We start from the raw sequence: 21,680 nt of genomic DNA on the forward strand, positions 1-21,680 counted from the left end.
GTTTTTTTGTTTCTGCGAGGTTACTGCCAACTGCTTATCAGTCGTAACCCTTAATGTAAGCCGGCAACCACTTAATAACGCTCCGGCTTCCCGCCACGGCGCTCGCCATCGCGACCTTTGCTATTGCGCCCTTTTTTGTGTTGACGCTCACGTATTTTCTCAAGCTTTTCGCGCTGCCCGTCGGTCAGTACTTGAGCAAGGTCATGGCGCAACTTCATACCGGCCAACCGACGCTCGGTATCCTCGCTTAACAATGCCCGTGCCGCAGACTCGTCAAACTCAGGCTCCGTCATTAAAGCGTCCATCGCCTCACGTTTTTGCGCAAAGGCCTCTTTAGCGTCGCCTTGTGGATACTGGCTGCGATGTAACTCAATCAGCTCAGAAATTCGCACTTGCTGATCGTCGGTTAACGCCAAGCGCTCGGCAACCCGGTCGTTTAGTAGCGCTGCAGGCCCCATCATATCGCGCGGGCCGTTACCCGCATAAGCTGCGGTAGTCAGTACCAATGCTGAGGTTAACGCTAAAGTAGTCAGTGTCTTTTTCATTGTGTATCTCCTAAGGGGTAATCAGTAAACGAATGATCACTACCCTTACAGAGTACCGTTAGCAACGAAAACCCTTGTTGCGCCTATGTAAATTACTGAAAACCTCGCGCTTACTGCGCGAGGTATGCCGCAACGATCGGCGTTAGGTCGATAGGTGTATCGCCAACCCATAACTTGCCGTCGCTGATTCGGGCGTTAACGACATACTCATCTCCCTGCTGGACAATATAGGTATCCATATAAGGCGACAGTAAAAACATCAGCGGCGTGCCGTTCATAATCTCTTTAGAGATAACCACCTGGCCGCTGCCTTTAATCAGCTTTAGGTATTCATCGGCTGTCGTCAAACTCGCTATGGTACGGCCGCCAACTGGTGGCACATAGTTTAAATCCAACTTGGTGTTAACGTAGCCACCCATAGCCTCACCACCGCTGGCCATTCTCAGCGCCAAGTCTTTATGCAGCAGCAGCGCCAGCGCATCATTGAGCTCTTGTTCATAGGCACTGAAATCATCAGCCGTTTGCAGCTTGGGTGACAACTCGGCCCATGCGGCAATCGCAGCTTGGCTGACCTGATTAAACTCCACCTCATAATACAAGTTACTCATTGGCATAGCGCCTGCGACACTTGCTACACTCATGCGAACTTTGGTGTCTACTTTGTCGTTTTCTACTCGTTGGCGCTGCACAAACTCAAGGTTATTAACGACGCTCTGCTGTCCTTCGGCTGACGTTATCGTAATAGTATCCACCTGCATACGGCCGGAGGACAGCGGCACCTGCGGCGCAATAAACTCCACATCCAGTTCACCGTGGATCGGTGTCACCGCCAGCTCCATACCATCGCTGCTACGCGCGCTAATATCGCCGGTGGTGATGGTACTGCTTGAATCGAGCGAATCAAACGAGCCGGTGCTGTGAACATCAAGGCCAGCAACGTTAAATTGACCATTTTCATCCTGAAAGGCGATGACATCAGTACGCCAGCTGGCGTCGTAGCTGCCCCCGTATTCGCCCAGCATACTAAGCCGACCAAGCCCTTGGGGTAATATGGTGGCAAGCAAAGCATTGACGTCGGAGTCGCTCGTGGTTAACGCATTTTCGGTGCGAGCGTAAAACCAACCAAACTTTAAGCCGTCGGCAAAAATAACCGGACCGTGAAAAACTTCGGCTTTAGAGTCTACTGTCGCCGACTCAAGATCAAACTGTTCGGCGTTCGTTTGCGCACTAAAGTCGAAGCTACTTTTAAATACGCCGCGCTGATAGTTCGCAACATCAAGACTGATGTTCGCATTATTTGCCTGAATGCGGTTAAGCTCTACCTGATCTTTAATGTATTGCTCGCCCACCATGCCCGAGTAATAACTCAAGCCCACGTAGGCCAAAACCACAAGTATTAACCCTAAAATTTTTTTCATCGATCGTCCCTATTTATTGATATTTAATGGCTGTGGCCGGCATGGCCCCCGGCAGGTTTAGTGCTATTGGTGCTAGTACTGGCATGACGATGCGCAGTCAGATCGCGATACAAAGTACGCGTCATTTTTTCGGTGGTAATAAAGTCCCAACTCCAGTCGTCGTGGTACTCTGCCAGCGGGTTGGCCGCCAAAATTTCTTTTTCGGTTTCACCTTGTGCAATTAACTTTGCCACTTTCTGGCGAGCATCCATCAGCATTTTGTTGGCACGCTGCAAATCCGCTTTTTTAGCTAAGGCGCCGTGGCCCGGAACAATCACTGTATTGTCATCAACCATCTCAAGCAATGTTTTTTGCGCCGCAATATAGCCGTCAACACTGCCGCCGCTATCGAGATCAATAAACGGAAACATACCGTTAAACAACACATCGCCAGTGTGAAGCACATTGGCATCGCTAAACTCGATGGCCAAGTCGCCATCCGTATGAGCCCGAGCCAAATGAAACACACGGGCGGGCTGATCGTTTAAATAAAAATTCATTTGGTCATTTAAGGTGATAACCGGAAGCGCCTGGGCCGTGCGTTTTGCATCCAACTTTAAACGCGAGCGCATTTTTTCGTGGGCCACAATATGCGAGCCTTGTGTGGCAAATGCAGCATTGTTGCCAGTGTGGTCGTCATGCAGATGGGTGTTAATCAAAAACTCGATGTCATCGCCACTAATATCGGCAATGGCCGCACGCAGTTTGTCTAACAGCGGTGGCATAGAATCATCAATCATTACGGTGCCGTCATCACCAGTGCTGATAAGAATATTGCCGCCGGTAAATCCTCCTACCCCCGACACCACATATAGACCTTCGGCAATTTTTTGCGTTTTAAACTCAGGCCCTTCGGCCGCGTGCCCCGCCAAGCCAATGGTTAACCCCAAGGTGAGTACCGACATATTAAGCAAATGCTTTAACATAACAACCTCCTGTTTATCGACAATCAATCGCTTGGCCATTTAACAGCGCAGACATTCAGCCAGACCCGCGATCAACAATCACACAGACAGAGCGCCGCGATATAGGTGCTAAGCGCGTCTAAAAGATCTACTGTAAATGAAATTTATGACAAAAACCAAGTCCGCCCCGCAAGCCGGCGGGTAGCGGCAGGCTACAGAGCTAAAACTGCCTTTTGGCTTCGATCAACAGCTGGTACTCGTCGATGCCATCTTTTTCTACCAGAGGAGTGGCAATATCAACGTGTACAACACTGCCCACCCGCGCTTTACTGGAGCTGAAACGCAAACCGAAACCAACATCGGCGAGCACTTTGTTGTCCCCTTGAATGGGGCCATCCCAAGCCTTACCCGCCTCGATAAAGCCCACGGCACCCACCCTCACAAGGTTAAATAAGTGCCAATCGGAGTAATAGCGGCGCTCGATGGTGGCCACTGTGCGTTTTTTACCTCGTTGGAAGTCAGCGGGATAACCCCGCATACCGTCGCTTCCGCCCACCGTCAGCTCTTCGTATTGCTCCAGATCTTGACCCGCATCATAGCGAATGCTGGCGTACCAACGATTATTGACGTTCTGCATGATGTTGTAAGCCACTTTACTGCGCCAAATGGCGCTATCTTGGCCATCGGAATCCAGATGGTCGCGGCCATCGACTCCCAGCTCCAATACCAGCAAGTGATCGTCACCCACGCCGATAATATGCTGGTAATTACCGATGTAGCGCACCACATTGCCATGACTCGAAGGGTCGGCCTCACCATACCCCAAACGAAAACCAAAAGTGATGCCCATGGCAACGTCTTCGGTGCGCTGAATTTGGTTAAGGTTCCGGTAGATGGCGTAACGGTCTTCTAGATATTGATACTCTACCCATGGGTACTTTGCGCCGCGTGCATCAGGCAACCCTAAAAAAGTATCATCGGTGGCGTAAAAGGTATCATCCTCGCTGGCAACACCGACCAGTAAACGCTGCGTTGAGTGCTTGTTGGAGTGCAATAAGCGGCCGACAAAAGCCTCTTGGTAAAGCTGCTCATGGCGAAAGCGACTGATCTCTTCCCCTTGAGCGCGAATAATTTCTTCTTCGCCGGTATCTCGATAGGCAATACCGCCGGCCCACGTTGAAGAGCGCGAATAGAAAGGTAATTCGACCTCGGCGATCACATCTTCGCCATCGGACTTATCGGCATAAGATAATCGTGTCGAAACACGAGAATTTAACAGGTGGTCGGTGCGAAAGGTATAGCTCATGCCCTTGCTTTCGTTTTCTTGCTCGTAACCGACCGAAAAGCTATTGCCCGAACCAAAAATATTGCCTTCACTAAACCCAAAGCTCGACTCAGAGTCGCCACCGCTGTGACTAAAAGAAGCCTCGACCTCAAGCGACCAGCTATCGCGGGTTACCACAACCAAATCCACCTGCCCTTCACAAATCACATGGGGCACGATAAACGCGGTATAAAAGTAACCCCGGGTACGCAACAGCCGCTCGGTTTCTAAAATAATATCGGCATCAAGGCTGTCGCCTTCCTCAAACAACAGCTGAGGCGCCACGACATACTCTTTGGTATTAATATGAATTTTGTTTAAAAAACGATAGAGGCTATTGTTCTCATCGGGGTTCTCTTCGTCAAAAACCCCGACCTGTAAGTAACCAATCGAACGGATGGTCATGCCCTGCAGTGATTCAATATCTTCTGTACTGATGCGGCTACCGGTAAAACGTTTGCGAATGGTCTCGCGGATATCCAGCTTTTGGCAGCCCTCGGGCAAGTCTTCTTCGATACCGCGAAGCTGCTGTTCTAGCTCGCTCTCGCGCGCCTGCGCTAACGCCGGTAGCACGACAATAATTACCGCAAACCCTAGCAAAATGCAGCGGGACAAGGCACCAACAAAGCTTTGCCCACGGCCCCGACCACGAAATCGGGGCAACCTCAGGTTATTGAATATTTTAGGGTTTAACATACACAAATTAGATCAACACCTGAGCGATTACCTTGCACACCCCGAGTTTGTGGTTTTATCACGGGTACTCCTAACAATCTGTTTTATCTGGTCAATCTAGGTTACCACGACTATTAAGACGCGCCATATAAAAGTGTAAACGAGATCATAAATCTTTTTGTTGGCGAGATTTTAACCAGCGCTGCGCACTAGTGGTGATGGTGGGAGTGACCCTGGGCCTCGCTCGCGGGCGGGGCCGAGCCGTGATTGTGATGGGCATGACTAGGGGCAAGCGCCCCGTAGAGCGTCCAGCCGGCAAAAACTAGCAACAGCAAGGCCCCCGCCAACCGCAAGCTGCGCCGCTGGGCCCAGCCACGCACCCGACCAGTCGCAAAAGCCGCTAATAAAACCGCGGGCAAAGTGCCAACCCCAAAGGCGAGCATAAACAGTGCGCCGGCCGAAGCCGCAGGCTGCGTCATGGCATAACCAAGCGCACTGTATACCAGACCGCAGGGCAACCAACCCCACACAAGCCCCAACCCCAGCGCCGGCAATGGCCCGCGCACTGGCATTAGACGGCGCCCTATGGGCTGAATATAACGCCACAAACGCTGGCCAATGGCCTCGAGCTTTAACAGCCCGCGCCACCAGCCGGCCAAATAAAAGGCCATGGCAAACAACAGTGCAGCGGCAATAACACGCAATACAGTTGCCGCCCCTAGGGCATAGACCGTTTCGCCAAACGCCCCGGCCAATGCCCCCAACAGCGCGTAACTTGCCAAGCGGCCCAGGTTATAACAGACGACTATCGCAGCAGCGCGCCATTGTGATGGGCTCTCAACGGCCATGGTCAGTGCGCCCATAATGCCGCCACACATACCCAAGCAGTGAGTGCTACTAAAAAAGCCCAACAGTAAGCCGGTGCTTAAAGCCGCAGCATCAATCATCGTGAGGCTCGCCCGCAGCGCGCTTGGTGCGCCCTGTTTTATGACTGCCGTTGGGGTGGGGGTCGCTTTGCTGCGGTTCAGAGGCGCTGGCAGTCTCGTCATCATCAAATAAGATGCGGTGGGCCTCGGTATCAAGGTTATCGTACTGGCCTGAGTTAATAGCCCAAAAAAACACCCGAATCGCAATAGCAACAAACACCAGGGCAATGGGTATAAGCAAATACAAGCTGTCCACAATCAGGCCTCTTAAGGTCAACTAGCGGGTTAACCGCAATGCATTTAGCACCACCAGCAGCGAGCTGGCAGTCATGCCAAGCGCCGCCGCCCAGGGCGGCACCAAGCCAAGGGCCGCCAGCGGCAGGGCTACGGTATTGTACACAAGCGATAAAGTCAGGTTCTGCCGAATAACCGTGCGCGTCGCGCGGGCCCGGCTTAGGCACAATAGCAGCGGCTGCAGGCTGTGTTGCAACAGCAGGCAGTCGGCGTGGGTGCGGGCAAGGTCAGAAGCGCCAGCCATCGCAATAGAAACATCGGCACCAGACAGGGTCGGCACATCGTTAATGCCATCACCCACCATTAAAATGGTATCGCCCTGAGCTTGGCGTTGCTGCAACCGCGCGAGCTTGTCAGCCGGCGACACGGCCCCCATATAGGTGCCAATACCCAGCTCGTGCGCCAAGCGCGCGGTATTGGCTGCGGTATCGCCGCTCAGTAGCTCCACTGCCAACCCGTTTTGCGCCAGCGCAGCCACAACACCTGCGGCCTCTTGGCGCACTTGATCGGCCAAGCCGATAAAAGCTTGGGGCACGCCATCGCGTGTCAGTAGTAGCCACAAATACGGCTCGGACGGCAGCTTGGGAGCATCCTCACCACCGGCAAACGCGGTATTGCCCAAGCGATAAGTCGCAGCGCCAACCTGGCCGCTAACACCGCCGCCGGTTACCTGCCTTATAGAGCTGGCGGTAACCTCCGTCTCAAAGCCGCTAAAAGCCCGGGCTATGGGGTGGTTGCTGCCCTGCTCTAGCGCGGCGCACAGCGCTAAGAGGTGCTCGCGATCTACCCCCTCAGCCAACGATTTAACCTCGGCGACACACAGTTGCCCTTCGGTCAGGGTGCCAGTTTTGTCAAAAATCACCCGATTGACCTTGGTTAAAGTCTCGAGCACATGGCCCCGAGCGATCAGCACACCAGTGCGGCGCAAGTACTCAGTCGCGGCGGTAATCGCGGTTGGCATGGCAAGCGCTAACGCGCAGGGACAGGTAACGACCAATACCGACAAAGCCACCCACAGCGCTCGCTCCGGTGCCACAAAGCTCCATACCGTAAATACTGCGGTGCAAACCAACAGCACAACCGCGATAAAATAGCGCGCCACTTTATCGGCCAGCGCCATTTGCGGTGGCTTTTCGGCCTGAGCCCGGCCTATTAGTTGTTCGATAGCCGACAGCTGAGTTTGCCCGCCAATCGCACTAACGCGAATTTCCAGCGGGCTTTCATTGTTTTGGCTGCCGGCAATCACAAAACTGCCAACACCTTTAGCCACGGGAACCGACTCGCCCGTCAGCAATGCCTCATTCACACCCGAGGCCCCCGCAAGCACCTCGCCATCAGCGGGAAATGTGTCCCCTGCGGCCACTCGAATACGGTCATCAGTGCGCAGCATTTTAACCGCTACCTGACGCCACTCGTCCGCCTCCCAGCGATTGGCCACCGGCGGTAACAGCTGGGCAATATTGGCGCCGCCGATGCGATGCCGATACCGCGCACGCATCTCTAGATAGCGCCCCACCAATAAAAAAAACACAAACATGGCGATCGATTCAAAGTACACATCGCCAGTGCCGGTAAAGGTCGCCCAGCAACTGGCGCCATAACCAATACCCACCGCCAATGCCACAGGGACATCCATAACCAGCTGCCCGGCTTTAAGGCTGCGCCAAGCGGCACGAAAAAAAGGCCAGGCGCTAAAAAACACCACCGGAGTCGAGAGCAACATGCTCAAACCGCGCAACAGCGATTGCCACTCGTCACTTGCCCCTGTGTACAACCCCACCGCCACCATGCCCGCCTGCATCATGCCAAAGCCAGCCACACCAAGGCGGGCCAACGCCAGACGATTGTCCCGCACCTCCAGAGCGCGCTGTTGATCGTCGGTGGCCGGACGCGGCCGATAGCCAATGGCGTGCAGCTCGCTTAAGACGTGACTTAACGCAATAGTCTCGGGATTGTAGGTGATTTGCGTGCGAAAGCTGGTGACGTTGACCCGCACCTGCTCCACACCATCAAGCCGATAGAGGTGGGTTTCAATAAGCCAGCTGCAGGCCGCACAACTGATTCCTTCTAATAATAAATTGGCCTGGGCATGACCGCCCGGCAGTTCGACCACAAAATCTTGCTGAATCTCGGGTAAGTCGTAGATGTGCCAGCTCGGTGCCCCGTCGTTCGTTGGGCGCTCGCTGGCTTCGGTGCGGTACTGATAAAAGCGCGTGAGGCCGCCATCGACAATGGCGCTAGCCACGGCCTGGCAGCCGGGGCAACACATGGCTTGTGGCTCACCGCCGATCTCTACCGTATAGTCGACGCCCGCTGGCACGGGCTCGGCACAATGATAGCAATAAATGATTTCCAAAACGGCGCTAGCGCGTAGTTAAGGTGCGGGAGGCGCGAGCTTTACGTCAGTGCGCTCGGCAAAGTTAACCTCTGTGCGCAAGCGCCAGGGGGCAGCTCGGCGCGCGTCGCGAGTTTGCTCGGGCGCTAGCGTGACGTACCAGAGGTTGTCAAAAGCGGGCAAGGTACCGTGAAACTGGTTTTTACCGCTGCGCTGCAACACCATAAACGCATCTTGCTTTTCATCAAATGGATGGTCAAGCCACAGCGATAAGCTCGCCGGCATAGGGATGGCGTCGGAGTGCAGTACAACCGTTAACTCACGGCCCTCGGCCTGCCAACTCATATCCGCCGTCAACCCCCACAGTTTCGCGCGCTTGTCTTGCTCAAGGCTTTGGTTAATCATGCGCCCTTCTTTGTAGTAGTTGTCAATCACCGTATCGTCAGCGTATTTAACCGCTAGCGTCACAGTCACCATTGACACAACGACCACCACAATTAGCGGCGTTAACACAAACCATAACCAAGGCTCTTTGTACCATGGGCGTTCAAGTTTTTGCGCTGCTGTAGTCATATGCTCTCTTACTGTGTGATTACGATCAAAACGGGCGACCAAACGCTCAACGCCCGCGCTGCAAGCTTCAGTACTCTCGCTGTTGCGGACCGATAAATGATGAATTATTAGTGGTGCTAAGTGTCGGCTTGTCTTTCGCCGTCAAGGTAAATTCTATCTCGGACTTCACCTCAGTTAACGCCTCGCGAGGCACCGCCACCCGCACCGGAATGGTTAACAACTCACCCGACTCAACCTCTAAGGCCCGGTAGCCCTGCAGTTGAAAATCAAACTCACCGTTAAGGGTAATGTCGTAACGGTGCGGCTCATTATCCATATTATTGATCTTTAAGGTGTACACGTTTTGCACATCTTTGCCGCTAATGCGATACATCCGTACTCCACGATCGCGCAGAACCTCTAACCCTAACGGGGTACGGTGCGTCAGGTTGCTGACAAATACCGCAATCATCACCACCAGCACCACCAAGTAGCCAATCAAACGCGGTCGCAACACCCGGGTTTTACCCTCTTTAATCGCGTCTTCGGTCGTAAAACTGATCAACCCGCGAGGGTATTCCATTTTATCCATCACGGTATTACAAGCGTCCACGCACAAACCGCAGTCGATGCATTCGGCTTGCATGCCATCGCGAATATCAATGTCGACCGGACACACCTGCACACACCAAGAGCAATCGATACAGTCGCCCTTGCCTTCGGCTTTATAGTCCTCGCCGACTTTGCGAGGGCCTCGTTTTTCACCGCGAATGTGATTATAAAACACCGTCAAGGTATCGGAATCGTACATCACCGATTGGAAACGGGCGTAAGGGCACATGTACTTACACACCTGCTGGCGCATAAAGCCGGCGTTGGTGTAAGTGGCTAAGGTAAAAAACGCCACCCAAAAAACCACCGGAACGCTGCTATCAAACTGCAGTAGGCCACCAATTAACTCTCGCACCGGAACAAAATAGCCGACAAACGTTAATGCGGTTACCAGTGCAATAAGCACCCAAATCGCGTGTGTTGCACCGATACGCAGCGCTTTATTCATACTCCACGGGGCGGCGTCTAGCTTTATTCGCTTGTTTCTGTCGCCCTGACACAGAAATTCCGCCCAGATAAACATCTGCGTCCAAACGGTTTGGGGGCAGGTAAAACCGCACCACACCCGCCCCACCAGTACGGTGACGGTAAACAACAAAAACGCGGCAATAATCAGTAGCCAGGCGAGGTAAATGCCGTCCTGCGGCCAGAATGTGGTCCAGAGAATGTGAAATTTTCGGTTGGCTAAATCGAATAACATCGCCGGGCGCCCATCAATGGACAACCAAGGCATTAGCACAAAACCAGCAATCAGTGGCAGGCCGGTATAGCGACGCAGTTTTTGATAAAAGCCGGTAATACGACGGGTATAAACTTTGTCTTCGGCTTCGTATAAATTGACGTAACGAATGGTAGGTTCGCCGGCAGCCTGCTCTGACGAAGACGGGTCTTTACTCACAGCTACACCTCATTGCGAGTGGGTTTACCCAGACACCCAGCGATGTGCCCATAAATTACCCAAGGCACTGGCTGGAGAGACGGCCGAAACATAGTCTCGGCCGGGAGTGGTTACTGCTCGTCTATTGGTAAAGACAAGCTATACACATAAGCCGCCAACAAATGAATACGGCTTTCTTTTAGCAGATCCTGCTGTGCCGGCATCACACCGTTGCGACCTTCGCGCAAGGTTTGACGAATATCCTGCGGCTCGCCGCCATAAAGCCAAATATCATCGGTCAAGTTAGGCGCACCCATCGCCTGAGTGCCTTTACCATCCGAGCCGTGGCAGACCACGCAGTTTTGGGCAAAGTGTTTAGCGCCGGCTTCAGCCAATTCGGCATCGTGCTCACGACCACTGAGGCTCAAGACGTACTCAGCCGTTTCGTGAACACCCTCTTCACCCAAAATCGGTGCCCATGCTGGCATAGCGCCTTTGCGACCACCGGTGATGGTTTGCTTAATAGTGGCAGGCTCGCCCCCGTACAGCCAATCGTGATCCGTCAGATTGGGAAACCCATAGTTACCGCCACCGTCTGCGCCGTGACAAACGGCGCAGTTGTTGGCAAATAAACGCAGGCCCATTTTCATGGCATCCGAGTTGCGCGCCAGTTCTTCAATGGGCATAGCGCTGTATTCGCCAAACTGCTCAGAGTAAAGCTCATCGGCTTTTTGCTGTTGTCCCTCGAGCTGGTTGTGGGACGTCCAGCCAGCTAAACCTTTGTATGAACCCAAACCGGGATAAATAATTAAATACACACCGGCAAAGACAAAGGTGGCGAGGAACAATTTAAACCACCAGCTGGGCAGCGGGTTGTCGTACTCCTCAATACCGTCGTAAACGTGGCCCGTGGTGCGGTTTTCGGGCGCTTCGTCGTCCCGCACCGCCACTTTGCGATTGGCCATTAACACCCAAAAAAGCAGAGCTAAGTTGGTTAAGGTGAGGCCGATAATCCAAATATTCCAAAAAATGCTCATAGTAAATTCCGCCTTGCTACATCACCGGTCGATGGGTGTTATCTTTTGCTTTTTTGTGTTGTGTCGTTGTCATCTTGCTCATCGGCAAAAGGTAAATTAGCGTCATCATCAAAGCGCTTACGGCGGCTCGGCGCAAACGCCCACCAGCAAATACCGACAAACGCGATGGCCGCCAACACGGTGCTAATAGCGCCCCAAGTGCCCTTATCCATTAGCGTTTTTCCTTGAGCAATGTGCCCAGCTGTTGCAAATAAGCCACCAATGCATCCATCTCCGTCATACCGCGCACTTTATCGCCCGCACCTTCGATGGTCTCATCAGTGTAGGGAACACCCACTTTGCGTAAGGCTCGCATTTTATCTTCGGTGTGCTTGCCGTCGAGCTTGTTATCATACAGCCAGGGAAACTCAGGCATGTTTGACTCGGGCACCACAATGCGCGGATTAAACAAATGCACTTTGTGCCAGTCGTCCGAGTAGCGACCGCCAACACGGGCAAGGTCAGGGCCTGTGCGTTTAGAGCCCCACAAGAATGGGTGCTCGTAAACGCTTTCACCGGCAACCGAGTAATGACCATAACGCTCTACCTCGGCGCGCAGCGGACGCACCATTTGCGTATGGCAAACGTGGCAGCCCTCGCGAATGTAGATATCGCGGCCTTCTAGCTCAACGGGACCAAGCGGTTTAAGTCCCGCGACTGGTTCGGTGGTTTCTTTTAAGAAAAATTGCGGAACAATCTCTACCAAGCCGCCAAAACTAATGGCGACAATCACCAGCACGGTCATTAGACCAATATTTTTTTCGACTATATCGTGACCTTTCATCGACTGGCCTCCTTAAACCGCTTGCGCTTGTGGGTTGCTGTCTGACTCCACCTCGCGCGGTGTTTGCGCGGTACGGTAGGTGTTGTAAGCCATCAAAATCATACCGGAGAGGAAGAACACCCCACCGACAAACCGCACCACATAACCGTGGTGGCTGGCTTGCACCGCCTCGACAAAGCTATAGGTTAAGGTGCCGTCGTCGTTAAATGCGCGCCACATTAAGCCTTGCATAATGCCGTTGACCCACATTGCCGCGATGTAAAGTACCGTGCCAATAGTCGCCAACCAAAAGTGCACGTTTACCCACTTAACGCTGTACATCTCTTTACGGCCGAACAAGATAGGCAGCAAATGATAAACCGCACCGATAGAAATCATGGCCACCCAACCCAACGCACCAGAGTGCACGTGACCGATGGTCCAGTCAGTGTTGTGACTCAAAGCGTTAACAGTTTTGATGGACATCATCGGCCCTTCGAAGGTCGACATACCATAGAATGACAGCGACACCACCAAAAAGCGCAGGGTCGGGTCGGTGCGCAATTTATGCCAAGCGCCCGAGAGCGTCATAATACCGTTGATCATCCCGCCCCACGATGGCGCAAGCAGAATCAATGACATCACCATGCCCAAGCTTTGCGCCCAATCGGGCAGCGCAGAGTAATGCAAGTGGTGAGCACCGGCCCAGATGTACACCGAGATTAGCGCCCAAAAGTGAACGATAGACAGTTGATAAGAATAAACCGGACGCCCCGCCTGCTTAGGCACGAAGTAGTACATCATGCCCAGGAAACCGGCTGTCAGAAAGAAGCCAACGGCGTTGTGGCCGTACCACCACTGCACCATGGCATCCGCCGCACCGGCGTAAGCCGAGTAAGATTTAAACCAGCTTACCGGAATCGCGGCACTGTTAACGATGTGCAGTATCGCAATGGTTAAAATAAAGCCGCCGTAGAACCAGTTGGCCACATAAATATGTGAGGTTTTACGTTTGACGATGGTGCCAAAAAAGACAATTGCGTAGGAGATCCACACCAAGGCGATAAGAATATCAATGGGCCACTCTAGCTCGGCGTACTCTTTGGTCGTCGTCAGCCCTTGTGGCAATGTGATGGCGGCCAAAACAATTACTAACTGCCAACCCCAAAAGGTAAAAGGCACTAACCAGCCGCCCCACAACTTAGTCTGACAGGTACGCTGTACCACGTAGTAGCTGGTTCCCATCAGAGCACAGCCGCCAAACGCAAAGATAACCGCGTTAGTGTGCAGTGGGCGCAAACGACCAAAATGGGTAAAGGGTTGAAACAGGTTGTTCAGCTCGGGCCAGCACAACTGGGCGGCGATCAAAACACCTACCCCCATGCCGAAAATACCCCAAACGATCGTCATAATCGAAAATTGACGTACGATTTTATAATCGTAGGTCGGGTGATCGCCGGCCATCACAAGGTTACTACTCATAGGATCTTCCCTATATTTGGCAAAACACAGTTAATTAAAGTTGTATTATTAGAGGTGGTCTATCTGTCCGCTGGCGCACTACAGGTTAAACACAAGTGCGCACGCTGGGCTTATCATGAGCTGATTTGCATCAACTATAGTACAAACCCCGGCGCTGTATATGGCAGCGCGGAAAAATAAGGTATTGCAGTAATACGCCGGCAAGCCAAAGGCTTACCGGCACTTCAGACTTATAGCAGGTTGCGCCCTTTGCTGGCCGCGATCCGCATACGCAAGGCGTTAAGCTTAATAAAGCCCTCGGCATCTTTCTGATCGTACGCGCCGGCATCGTCTTCAAAGGTGGCGACTTTTTCGTCAAACAGGCTATCCGCAGAGCGGCGACCAATTACGTGTACCGCGCCTTTGTATAACTTAACGCGAACATCGCCGTTTACCGGCTCTTGCGACTCATCGATGGCTGTTTGCAGCATTTTGCGCTCTGGGCTCCACCAGTAACCGTTGTAAATAATTTCGGCGTACTTGGGCATTAAACTGTCTTTTAAATGCGCCACTTCGCGATCTAGGGTGATCGACTCAATGGCTCGGTGCGCCTTCAAAATAATGCTGCCCCCGGGAGTTTCGTAGCAACCGCGCGACTTCATACCCACGTAGCGGTTCTCGACGATATCCAAGCGGCCAATACCGTTATCGCCGCCAAGCTTGTTGAGTTTTTCCAGCACGGTAGCGGGCGACAAGCGCTCGCCATCGATGGCCACGATATCGCCTTTTTCAAAGGTTAGGTCGACATAGGTAGGCTCATTCGGGGCATTCTCGGGGGAGACACTCCAGCGCCACATGTCGTCTTCGGCTTCGGTCCAGGGGTCTTCCAGCACACCGCCCTCGTAGGAGATATGCAGTAGGTTGGCATCCATCGAATAGGGTGATTTTTTCTTTTTGTTGGAAAAATCCACCGGAATATTGTGTTTTTCGCAGTAGTCCATCAAGGTTTCGCGGGACGTCAGATCCCACTCGCGCCAAGGGGCGATGACCTGAATACCGGGCTTGAGCGCGTAGGCGCCCAGTTCAAAGCGCACCTGATCGTTACCTTTACCGGTCGCACCGTGGGAGATAGCATCGGCACCCGTTTCATTGGCAATTTCGATCAGACGCTTAGAAATCAACGGGCGGGCAATGGAGGTACCCAGCAGGTACTCGCCCTCGTAAATCGTGTTGGCGCGAAACATAGGAAAGACAAAGTCGCGCACAAACTCTTCGCGCAGATCATCGATGTAAATTTCTTTAACACCCAGCGCCTCGGCTTTAGCCCGCGCCGGTGCCACCTCTTCACCCTGACCGATGTCGGCCGTGAAGGTCACCACCTCACAGTTGTAGGTTTCTTGCAGCCATTTAACGATAACCGAGGTATCCAACCCCCCAGAGTAGGCCAATACAACTTTTTTGATGGATGACATAGAGATCTCCCGCAGTTGGCTAGCCGTATTGGCTAAACAGTCCAGTTTTACAAACGCCTTACACAGCGCGGCGAAATTGTACCCGCAAATCGGATAAATTCCCACACCAATGTCACCTAATTACACAGATAAACAGTTAGGTAACACGCCTGTGGATAACCTTGGGGCTCGCGCGCGAAAACGCGTATTGCTCGCGCTTACAGGCGGAAGGTCGACACCTTGTCTGTGAGTGCCTCTGAGTGCTCTTTTAACACCTTCGCCCGCGACTGGCCCTGCTCGGCTTCGCCCAGAGAGCGCTCGGCCACATCCGAGATGGTTTGCATATTCTGCATCACCTCCTGCACCACGTGACTTTGCTGCTCGGCGGCTGTGGCAATTTGCGTCGCCATTGCACTGATCGTGGCAACGGCCTCGTTGATCGTGACAAGCGACTGTGAGGCACTATGGGCGTTGGTGACGCTACCTGCGGCCAATTCGCGGCTATCGTCCATAATGGTGACGGCGTTTTTCGAGGTGTCATGCAACGCGCTAATCATGCCTTGAATCTCTTCAGTGCTAGCGTGGGTGCGCTGCGACAACACTCGCACTTCGTCGGCCACCACGGCAAAACCGCGCCCCTGCTCCCCGGCACGGGCGGCCTCGATGGCAGCATTTAGCGCCAGTAAATTGGTTTGCTCGGCAATCCCCTGAATAGTCGCCAAAATACCGTTAATCTCTTGCACTCGCTCGTTTAACGAGCCGACAACACCGCCGGCCTGCTCTAGTTTTTGCGCCAAAGAGTTAATCGAATCGGTGGTGGTATCTACTTGTTTTTTTCCGTCACCGGCACTGCTGACCACCTCGTGCACCGAGTTAGCGGTATTTTCTGCGTGCCGGGCGATTTCGCCGGTGGCGTTGGTCATCTCGCTCATGGCGCGGGTAACACTGTCAATCTGCTCTCGCTGATGCAGCATTTCATTCACCGAGCCGGTCGCCCGCCCTGCGGTAGCCGTGGCGTTTGCGTCCAACTCAGTGGCTTGCAGCCGAATATGCTCCACCAAATCGTGCATATGCTCAACAAACTGATTAAAGCTATGAGCCAGCGAACCGACTTCGTCATTCGAAGCCTCCGGTAACCGGCGCGTCAGGTCGCCACCGCCCGAGGCGATCTCGCGCAGCGCGTCGGACACTCGATGCAAAGGCACAAACAACCGACCAATTAACCAGTTAAGCGCCACAATACTAATCACCACCAACAGCAAGATCACCATCAACTGCTGGGTGAGGCTCGAGTGCACTGGTGCCACCAGTGCGTCGCGATTAAGCATCATCACCAGTACCAGTTCAGATTTTGGCACCTCGGCGGCAAAAACCTGATAGGTCTCACCCTCTACCTCAAGCAGGTTGATATTATCAGTGCCGCGCAGTAGTTGGTCGAGATAACCCGTGGTCAGCTCTGGTGAAATCGAATCCAATTCTGCGTTTAAAAGTGCCTGATTGCTATGGGCAAAAACCGTCCCCTTGCGCTTAGCGATAAACATCGAGCCGTTACCCGGTAGGCTAATACTGCGCAGCTGCTCGACAATACTGTCGAGCACCACATCGGCGCCAATTACGCCAATCACTTGCCCGCCGCCATCGCGCACCACGCGCCCAAGCGATACCACATTTTTTCCAGTGGCAGAGGCAACCGAAGGGTCTTCGACCACGGTTTGCCTGGGCTGCTCTTTGGCGTGGATATACCAACTCCAGATCCGCGGATCGTTATTCCCCTCGGGAAGCACTAGCTCTTTAGCATTGACCAAATCGCCATTTTCAAAACCGAGAAACACGTTATCGACATCAGCAGCCCTTTTAACCTGGTTGAGGTGAGTAACATAATCCTCAGGTAGGGCCTCCCCCGGAAAGCTCTCGAGCGCGCGCCCTTTACTGCTAAACCAATCGCTGACGTACTGCGAAAAAGTACCGGAAATCCCTTTAACCTGGCTGCGGATATTATTTTCCATTTGGCTCATAGCGGCCGAGTAGGCTAACCACGCGACCACTGAACCCACTACAATCAATGCCACAGCGGCAGAGCCACTTATTTTTTTTCTTAGGGACAGACGCATAAATACCCGACCTCAACTGGTTTATCGTTTTTATCAGTGGTGACCCGACATTACTAGGGTAGCCCTAAGCCTACAAGTCGGCGCAGGAGCGTATAAAAATTAAACCACTTGTTTTAGCTATCGTCCAATAGCGCTGTTTCTTTAGCCCCCTGAAGCGCGGCGCAGCAGGGAATCGGCGTAATCTTGTAGCTGAACCAGCTGCTGCTGTTGCTCAGCAGTTAATGCCTCTTGTGCTAACAAAGCGCTCATCCTTTGATCGAAGTCGGCTTTCACCAACCCCGCACCCGCTGCCGGATCTGTGAGCCGTGCATGACAAAAGTCGCACCACCGCTGGCGCTCTTCAGCGCTGAGAGTCTCGGGGAAGTTGCGCGCCCGATAGCGCCACAACAGCTCGGGCAAGCGCGGGTCGTGGAAATCCAGCGGGTCCGCCGCCAACTCTGGCCCACCGCTGCGCCGCACGATGGCCAGCAAACGTTTGTCGTGATCATCCAAAAAGCCGTCGTACAACATTTGTTCGGGGTCAGTGCGCGGGGCAAATTGACTGCTCTGGTAGAGCTTAGCTAACTTGGCGCGCAGAGCGGTAGACTCCACTAAGGTCATGTCGGAAAAGCGCCGCCAATGAGTTTCGGCCTGCGCGCGGTCGACGCCAAGGCGCTCTGCGGCGGCATCATCGAGCATCGCTGGGGGAAGCAGCATGGGGGATTTATTCAGGTGGATTTCCTTCAGTGCCAGCCGCTCTACCCCTTCGGGCAACTCATCGCTGCGCACAAATAAGCGCTCGGCCAAGGCCTCGGCTTCAAGATTAAACAAATCGTCCGGAGCAGCGCTCAAATTATAGGCAATAACGCTGTTTTTATTCTGTGGATGGAACGCCAACGGCAGCACCAGCGCGCAATTGCCTTGGCTTGAAGGGAACATCGACGATATATGCAGCAACGGCTTAAAACTATCGATATCGATCATGCCGCCGGCGAAGCGCTTGTTGCGCAACCGGTAGGCGTAATCAAACAACTTGGGCTGGCGTCGTTTAACCAGTTTAGCCAGGGCGATGGTGGCGTAAACATCACTTAAGGCATCGTGGGCCAAGCCGTGTTCAAGGTTGTTGGCCTGAGTAAGCGCCTCCAGCTTAAAGCACGGCGTGCCATCATCATAATTGGGCCACTCAATACCCTCGGGCCGCAGCGCACGCGTCATACGCACCATATCGATAACATCCCAGCGGGAGTTACCGTTTTTCCACTCGCGCTCGTAGGGGTCGTAAAAGTTACGGTACAAGCCGTAACGGGTTACCTCGTCATCAAAACGAATCGAGTTATAGCCCACTCCACAGGTGCCTGCCACCGCAAATTCGGCGGCAATTTTGGCCATAAATTCGGCTTCAGGTAAACCGTGAGCCTCGGCGTGCTGAGGGGCAATGCCGGTCACTAAGCACGCCTCTGGCTTAGGTAACAAATCCTCTGGCGGCTTACAGTAGATCATTAAAGGCTCGCCGATCACATTTAAATCGGTATCCGTGCGCACCCCGGCAAACTGTGAGGGCCGATCACTGGCCGGCACCTCTCCCCACGTTTCGTAATCGTGCCAATAAAAGGTGTTGTGTCCCGTGTTGTTGGCCGCCACCGCCCCTCCTTAAATACAAAAAAACCACAAAAGTGGCTTTACTGTAACACTTTGGCGGCGCATTGAAATATAATGCTCACGCTTAAAAACTTAAGGGGACCCCAATGAACAAGCTGGAAGAACTCTTTGCCAACAACGCCCGCTGGGCGGAAAAAATCAAAGCTGAAGACCCTGATTTTTTTTCTAAACTATCGCAACAGCAATCACCCGAATACCTTTGGATAGGCTGCTCCGACAGCCGCGTACCGGCCAATCAGATCGTCGACCTTATGCCGGGCGACCTTTTTGTACACCGCAACGTTGCCAATCTCGTGGTCCACACCGACCTAAACTGCATGTCAGTGATGCAGTTTGCGGTGGATGTATTAAAAGTTAAGCACATTATGGTTACCGGCCACTATGGTTGCGGCGGGGTTAAATCCTCTATGCAAAACCAACAGTTTGGTATCGTTGACTACTGGATTCGCAACATTCGCGATGTGTACTTTGCCCACCAAGAAGAGCTGGAAGCGATTGGCGACGAAGACGACCGCATCGACCGCTTGTGCGAACTCAATGTGATGCAACAAGTGGCCAACGTGGCCCACACCAATATTGTGCAAAACGCCTGGAAGCGCGGCCAGGAGCTGACCGTACACGGCTGGTGCTACAGTATTAAAGACGGCATCATTCGAGATCTGATGGACCCGATCGTGGGACCCGACGATATTAGCGAGCGCTACCGCATCGTATAGCACCACTAACACACCAATGTAGCCCGAGGGCTGCCCAAGGATTTGACGTGGCCCGCCTCTTTGCCGAGCTAGACAGCCAGCCCACCGACATAGGTGAAATCTCCCTGCGCCGACGGATGATCCCGGCGCTGGGCGATGATTACATTTACGAGGTAAAGCTGGGCGACGAGTTTTTAATGTCGAGCTTATTTGTCGACGCAGAAGTGGCGCTGGCCGACCTTGGACTTGCCGCCACCGCCGGTGAGCAACTTAAGGTTGTGGTGGGCGGTTTAGGGCTTGGCTACACCGCCAGGGCAGCGCTTAAAGATCCACGTATCGATGAGCTATTAGTGGTAGAGTTTTTAGAGCCAGTTATTAACTGGCACAAAAACGAACTGGTACCAGTGGGTGAGACGTTAAATAACGATAAACGGTGCCGCTATGTACTGGGCAGTTTTTTTGAACTAGCCCAGCCCAACGTAGGCTTTGACCCGGACGCACCCGAGTGTCTGTTTGATGCCATTTTGCTGGACATCGATCACTCGCCCAGCGAGTTTCTCAACAGCAGTAACGCTGGCTTTTACACGCAAGCCAACCTAAGCGCCATGGCGCAGCAACTTAAACCCGGTGGCGTATTTGCCATGTGGAGCCAAAACCCGCCAGACCCATCATTTATCGAGTTACTAGAAAGTGTTTTCGCCACAGTGAGCAGCGAGCTTGTGAGTTTTTACAACGCGCTTGCGCAGGTTGAGGCGAGCAACTCGGTGTACATTGCCCGCACTCAGACCGACTAGCCTCGCATCCTATCAATGAGCCGCCTTAACGGCTGCGATACTTTCCACAGACGAGCATTCTCAATCGCGCTTAACTGTTGTCGCAATGCTTGTTCACGCGAGCTTGCCAATGCCAGTTGCGCCGCAATGTCGGCCTCTGTGTTAGCGGCCATCGGCGGCGGAGCTTGATTCAATGCGTCGTCAGAAGCCGGCAACGTTTGTGGCGGCGCTGCGACTTGTTCGCGCTGCAGTGCCTCAAACTTAACTTCAAATTGCTGCAAGTGTTGGATGTATTCCCGCGCGTCCTGTAACTGCCCCATAAGGTCGGTAATATTGTTATACAGGCGCCCCAAATGGTGATCTCTGGTCATCACATGATCACGAATCGTCTGGCTGTCAGTGGCACTTAAGGTATGTCCTGGCGCGGTAATCTCTGGGTCTACGTGTTCCTCGACATAAATGGTCGAGTGCGGTCGAACCTTTTGCTCTCGATCGTCGGTATAGTAATAAAGCGCAAATGACTTACGGCTCCGATCACTTTCCTCGTCAGGCAGCCGCACTTTTTTAAAGCCGTGCCACGAGCTGTTGTGCGTTTCAAACAACACCGCGCGATTAAATACCGGCGGCACAGTCACTACCTCGTCTTGCTCTGGCGGCAAACGCGGGTTTTTATGCAGCTCGATGTTACCGCCCCACGCTGGATCCCAATCGTGATTAAGGTAAATAATTAAATTTAGACGGCGGTGCCAGTTAGTCACCGGGTGGTGGGTAAAGTCGACGTGAACGTCGAGCCCTTGTCCCGATAAATTCTCGTGGCTGCCACCACCAAAATAGTAAGGATCATAAAGCAAGTTATCCAAACCCGTGATTTGACCGACGAAGGTCCGAAACTCATCGGAGCTCGCGAGCTTATCGAGCTCTTGATAAGCACTGCCCAGGCTTGCCACTTTCTCGTTTACCGCTTTGCGACCAACGTGACCATTTTCGTTCATGGCAAGTCGCTCATCAAAGCTGGGAAACTGCTGCAATACCGTTTCACACAGCTCTGGCTGCAAAAAGTTGTCAATCACCACATGACCAAACGGCTTAGCAGAGGCAAACTTTTCTCGCAATAAAGAGGCCTGCGCCACCACATCAGGGTTAATAATTTTCAAACCTTATTCTCCTAGTACTGTACGCCGAGCGTACAGTAGACACATGTACTACCTAC

General features: G+C 53.2%; 19 protein-coding genes. 2 read left to right on the forward strand and 17 right to left on the reverse strand.

Features of this window, described 5'->3' with window-relative positions; all coding sequences use genetic code 11:
• Positions 1-71: 71 nt before the first annotated feature.
• The 16 genes from ACGHAD_RS11170 to sbcB form a co-directional block, all read right to left on the reverse strand.
• Positions 72-545, reverse strand: a complete 474-nt coding sequence (locus tag ACGHAD_RS11170) for a Spy/CpxP family protein refolding chaperone (protein WP_382417538.1) — start codon at positions 543-545, stop codon at positions 72-74.
• Between the two features lie 110 nt (positions 546-655).
• Positions 656-1,963, reverse strand: a complete 1,308-nt coding sequence (locus ACGHAD_RS11175) for a DUF945 family protein (protein WP_382417540.1) — start codon at positions 1,961-1,963, stop codon at positions 656-658.
• A gap of 23 nt (positions 1,964-1,986) precedes the next feature.
• Positions 1,987-2,928 (reverse strand): MBL fold metallo-hydrolase, encoded by a 942-nt coding sequence (locus tag ACGHAD_RS11180; RefSeq protein ID WP_382417542.1) that lies wholly within the window; start codon positions 2,926-2,928, stop codon positions 1,987-1,989.
• A gap of 199 nt (positions 2,929-3,127) precedes the next feature.
• Positions 3,128-4,846, reverse strand: a complete 1,719-nt coding sequence (locus ACGHAD_RS11185; RefSeq protein WP_339614776.1) for a hypothetical protein — start codon at positions 4,844-4,846, stop codon at positions 3,128-3,130.
• A gap of 269 nt (positions 4,847-5,115) precedes the next feature.
• Positions 5,116-5,853: a sulfite exporter TauE/SafE family protein gene (locus ACGHAD_RS11190; protein WP_382417544.1), complete on the reverse strand. Its 738-nt coding sequence runs from the start codon at positions 5,851-5,853 to the stop codon at positions 5,116-5,118.
• Positions 5,846-6,088, reverse strand: coding sequence for a cbb3-type cytochrome oxidase assembly protein CcoS (gene ccoS, locus ACGHAD_RS11195; RefSeq protein ID WP_382417546.1), 243 nt, complete (start codon positions 6,086-6,088; stop codon positions 5,846-5,848). Before ccoS ends, ACGHAD_RS11190 begins: the two co-directional genes overlap by 8 nt.
• Positions 6,089-6,109: 21 nt before the next feature.
• Positions 6,110-8,482, reverse strand: coding sequence for a heavy metal translocating P-type ATPase (locus ACGHAD_RS11200; protein WP_382417548.1), 2,373 nt, complete (start codon positions 8,480-8,482; stop codon positions 6,110-6,112).
• 18 nt (positions 8,483-8,500) lie between these two features.
• A complete protein-coding gene (locus ACGHAD_RS11205) occupies positions 8,501-9,034 on the reverse strand; it encodes a FixH family protein (protein WP_382417550.1) in 534 nt (177 codons plus the stop codon).
• Positions 9,035-9,101: 67 nt separating this feature from the next.
• On the reverse strand, positions 9,102-10,523 hold the full coding sequence (ccoG, locus tag ACGHAD_RS11210) for a cytochrome c oxidase accessory protein CcoG (RefSeq protein WP_382417552.1): 1,422 nt from the start codon (positions 10,521-10,523) through the stop codon (positions 9,102-9,104).
• A 110-nt stretch (positions 10,524-10,633) separates the two neighbouring features.
• Positions 10,634-11,539, reverse strand: a complete 906-nt coding sequence (gene ccoP, locus ACGHAD_RS11215; RefSeq protein WP_339614770.1) for a cytochrome-c oxidase, cbb3-type subunit III — start codon at positions 11,537-11,539, stop codon at positions 10,634-10,636.
• Positions 11,540-11,577: 38 nt separating this feature from the next.
• Positions 11,578-11,751 carry a cbb3-type cytochrome c oxidase subunit 3 gene (locus ACGHAD_RS11220; RefSeq protein WP_339614769.1) on the reverse strand — a complete coding sequence of 58 codons (174 nt, stop codon included), beginning with the start codon at positions 11,749-11,751 and terminating at the stop codon, positions 11,578-11,580.
• Positions 11,751-12,362, reverse strand: a complete 612-nt coding sequence (gene ccoO / locus ACGHAD_RS11225; protein WP_339614768.1) for a cytochrome-c oxidase, cbb3-type subunit II — start codon at positions 12,360-12,362, stop codon at positions 11,751-11,753. Before ccoO ends, ACGHAD_RS11220 begins: the two co-directional genes overlap by 1 nt.
• A gap of 12 nt (positions 12,363-12,374) precedes the next feature.
• Positions 12,375-13,823 (reverse strand): cytochrome-c oxidase, cbb3-type subunit I, encoded by a 1,449-nt coding sequence (gene ccoN, locus ACGHAD_RS11230; RefSeq protein ID WP_382417555.1) that lies wholly within the window; start codon positions 13,821-13,823, stop codon positions 12,375-12,377.
• 230 nt (positions 13,824-14,053) lie between these two features.
• Complete coding sequence (locus ACGHAD_RS11235; RefSeq protein ID WP_382417557.1) at positions 14,054-15,274, reverse strand: argininosuccinate synthase; 1,221 nt, start codon at positions 15,272-15,274, stop codon at positions 14,054-14,056.
• A 197-nt stretch (positions 15,275-15,471) separates the two neighbouring features.
• A complete protein-coding gene (locus tag ACGHAD_RS11240) occupies positions 15,472-17,322 on the reverse strand; it encodes a methyl-accepting chemotaxis protein (RefSeq protein WP_339614765.1) in 1,851 nt (616 codons plus the stop codon).
• 183 nt (positions 17,323-17,505) lie between these two features.
• Entirely contained in the window at positions 17,506-18,984 is a 1,479-nt protein-coding gene (gene sbcB / locus ACGHAD_RS11245; protein WP_382417558.1) for an exodeoxyribonuclease I, read from the reverse strand.
• 104 nt (positions 18,985-19,088) lie between these two features.
• Here sbcB and can point away from each other — a divergent pair, with 104 nt between their 5' ends.
• Together can and ACGHAD_RS11255 are read left to right on the forward strand one after the other, a co-directional pair.
• Positions 19,089-19,718 carry a carbonate dehydratase gene (can, locus tag ACGHAD_RS11250; protein WP_339614763.1) on the forward strand — a complete coding sequence of 210 codons (630 nt, stop codon included), beginning with the start codon at positions 19,089-19,091 and terminating at the stop codon, positions 19,716-19,718.
• A gap of 47 nt (positions 19,719-19,765) precedes the next feature.
• On the forward strand, positions 19,766-20,491 hold the full coding sequence (locus tag ACGHAD_RS11255) for a spermidine synthase (protein WP_339614762.1): 726 nt from the start codon (positions 19,766-19,768) through the stop codon (positions 20,489-20,491).
• Here the strand turns inward: ACGHAD_RS11255 and ACGHAD_RS11260 are convergent.
• Positions 20,488-21,624 (reverse strand): 2OG-Fe(II) oxygenase, encoded by a 1,137-nt coding sequence (locus tag ACGHAD_RS11260; protein WP_382417561.1) that lies wholly within the window; start codon positions 21,622-21,624, stop codon positions 20,488-20,490. The two genes, ACGHAD_RS11255 and ACGHAD_RS11260, sit on opposite strands and share 4 nt — an antisense overlap.
• Between the last annotated feature and the right edge of the window lie 56 nt (positions 21,625-21,680).

The organism is Gilvimarinus japonicus (assembly GCF_042847215.1).
Lineage (GTDB): Bacteria > Pseudomonadota > Gammaproteobacteria > Pseudomonadales > Cellvibrionaceae > Gilvimarinus > Gilvimarinus japonicus.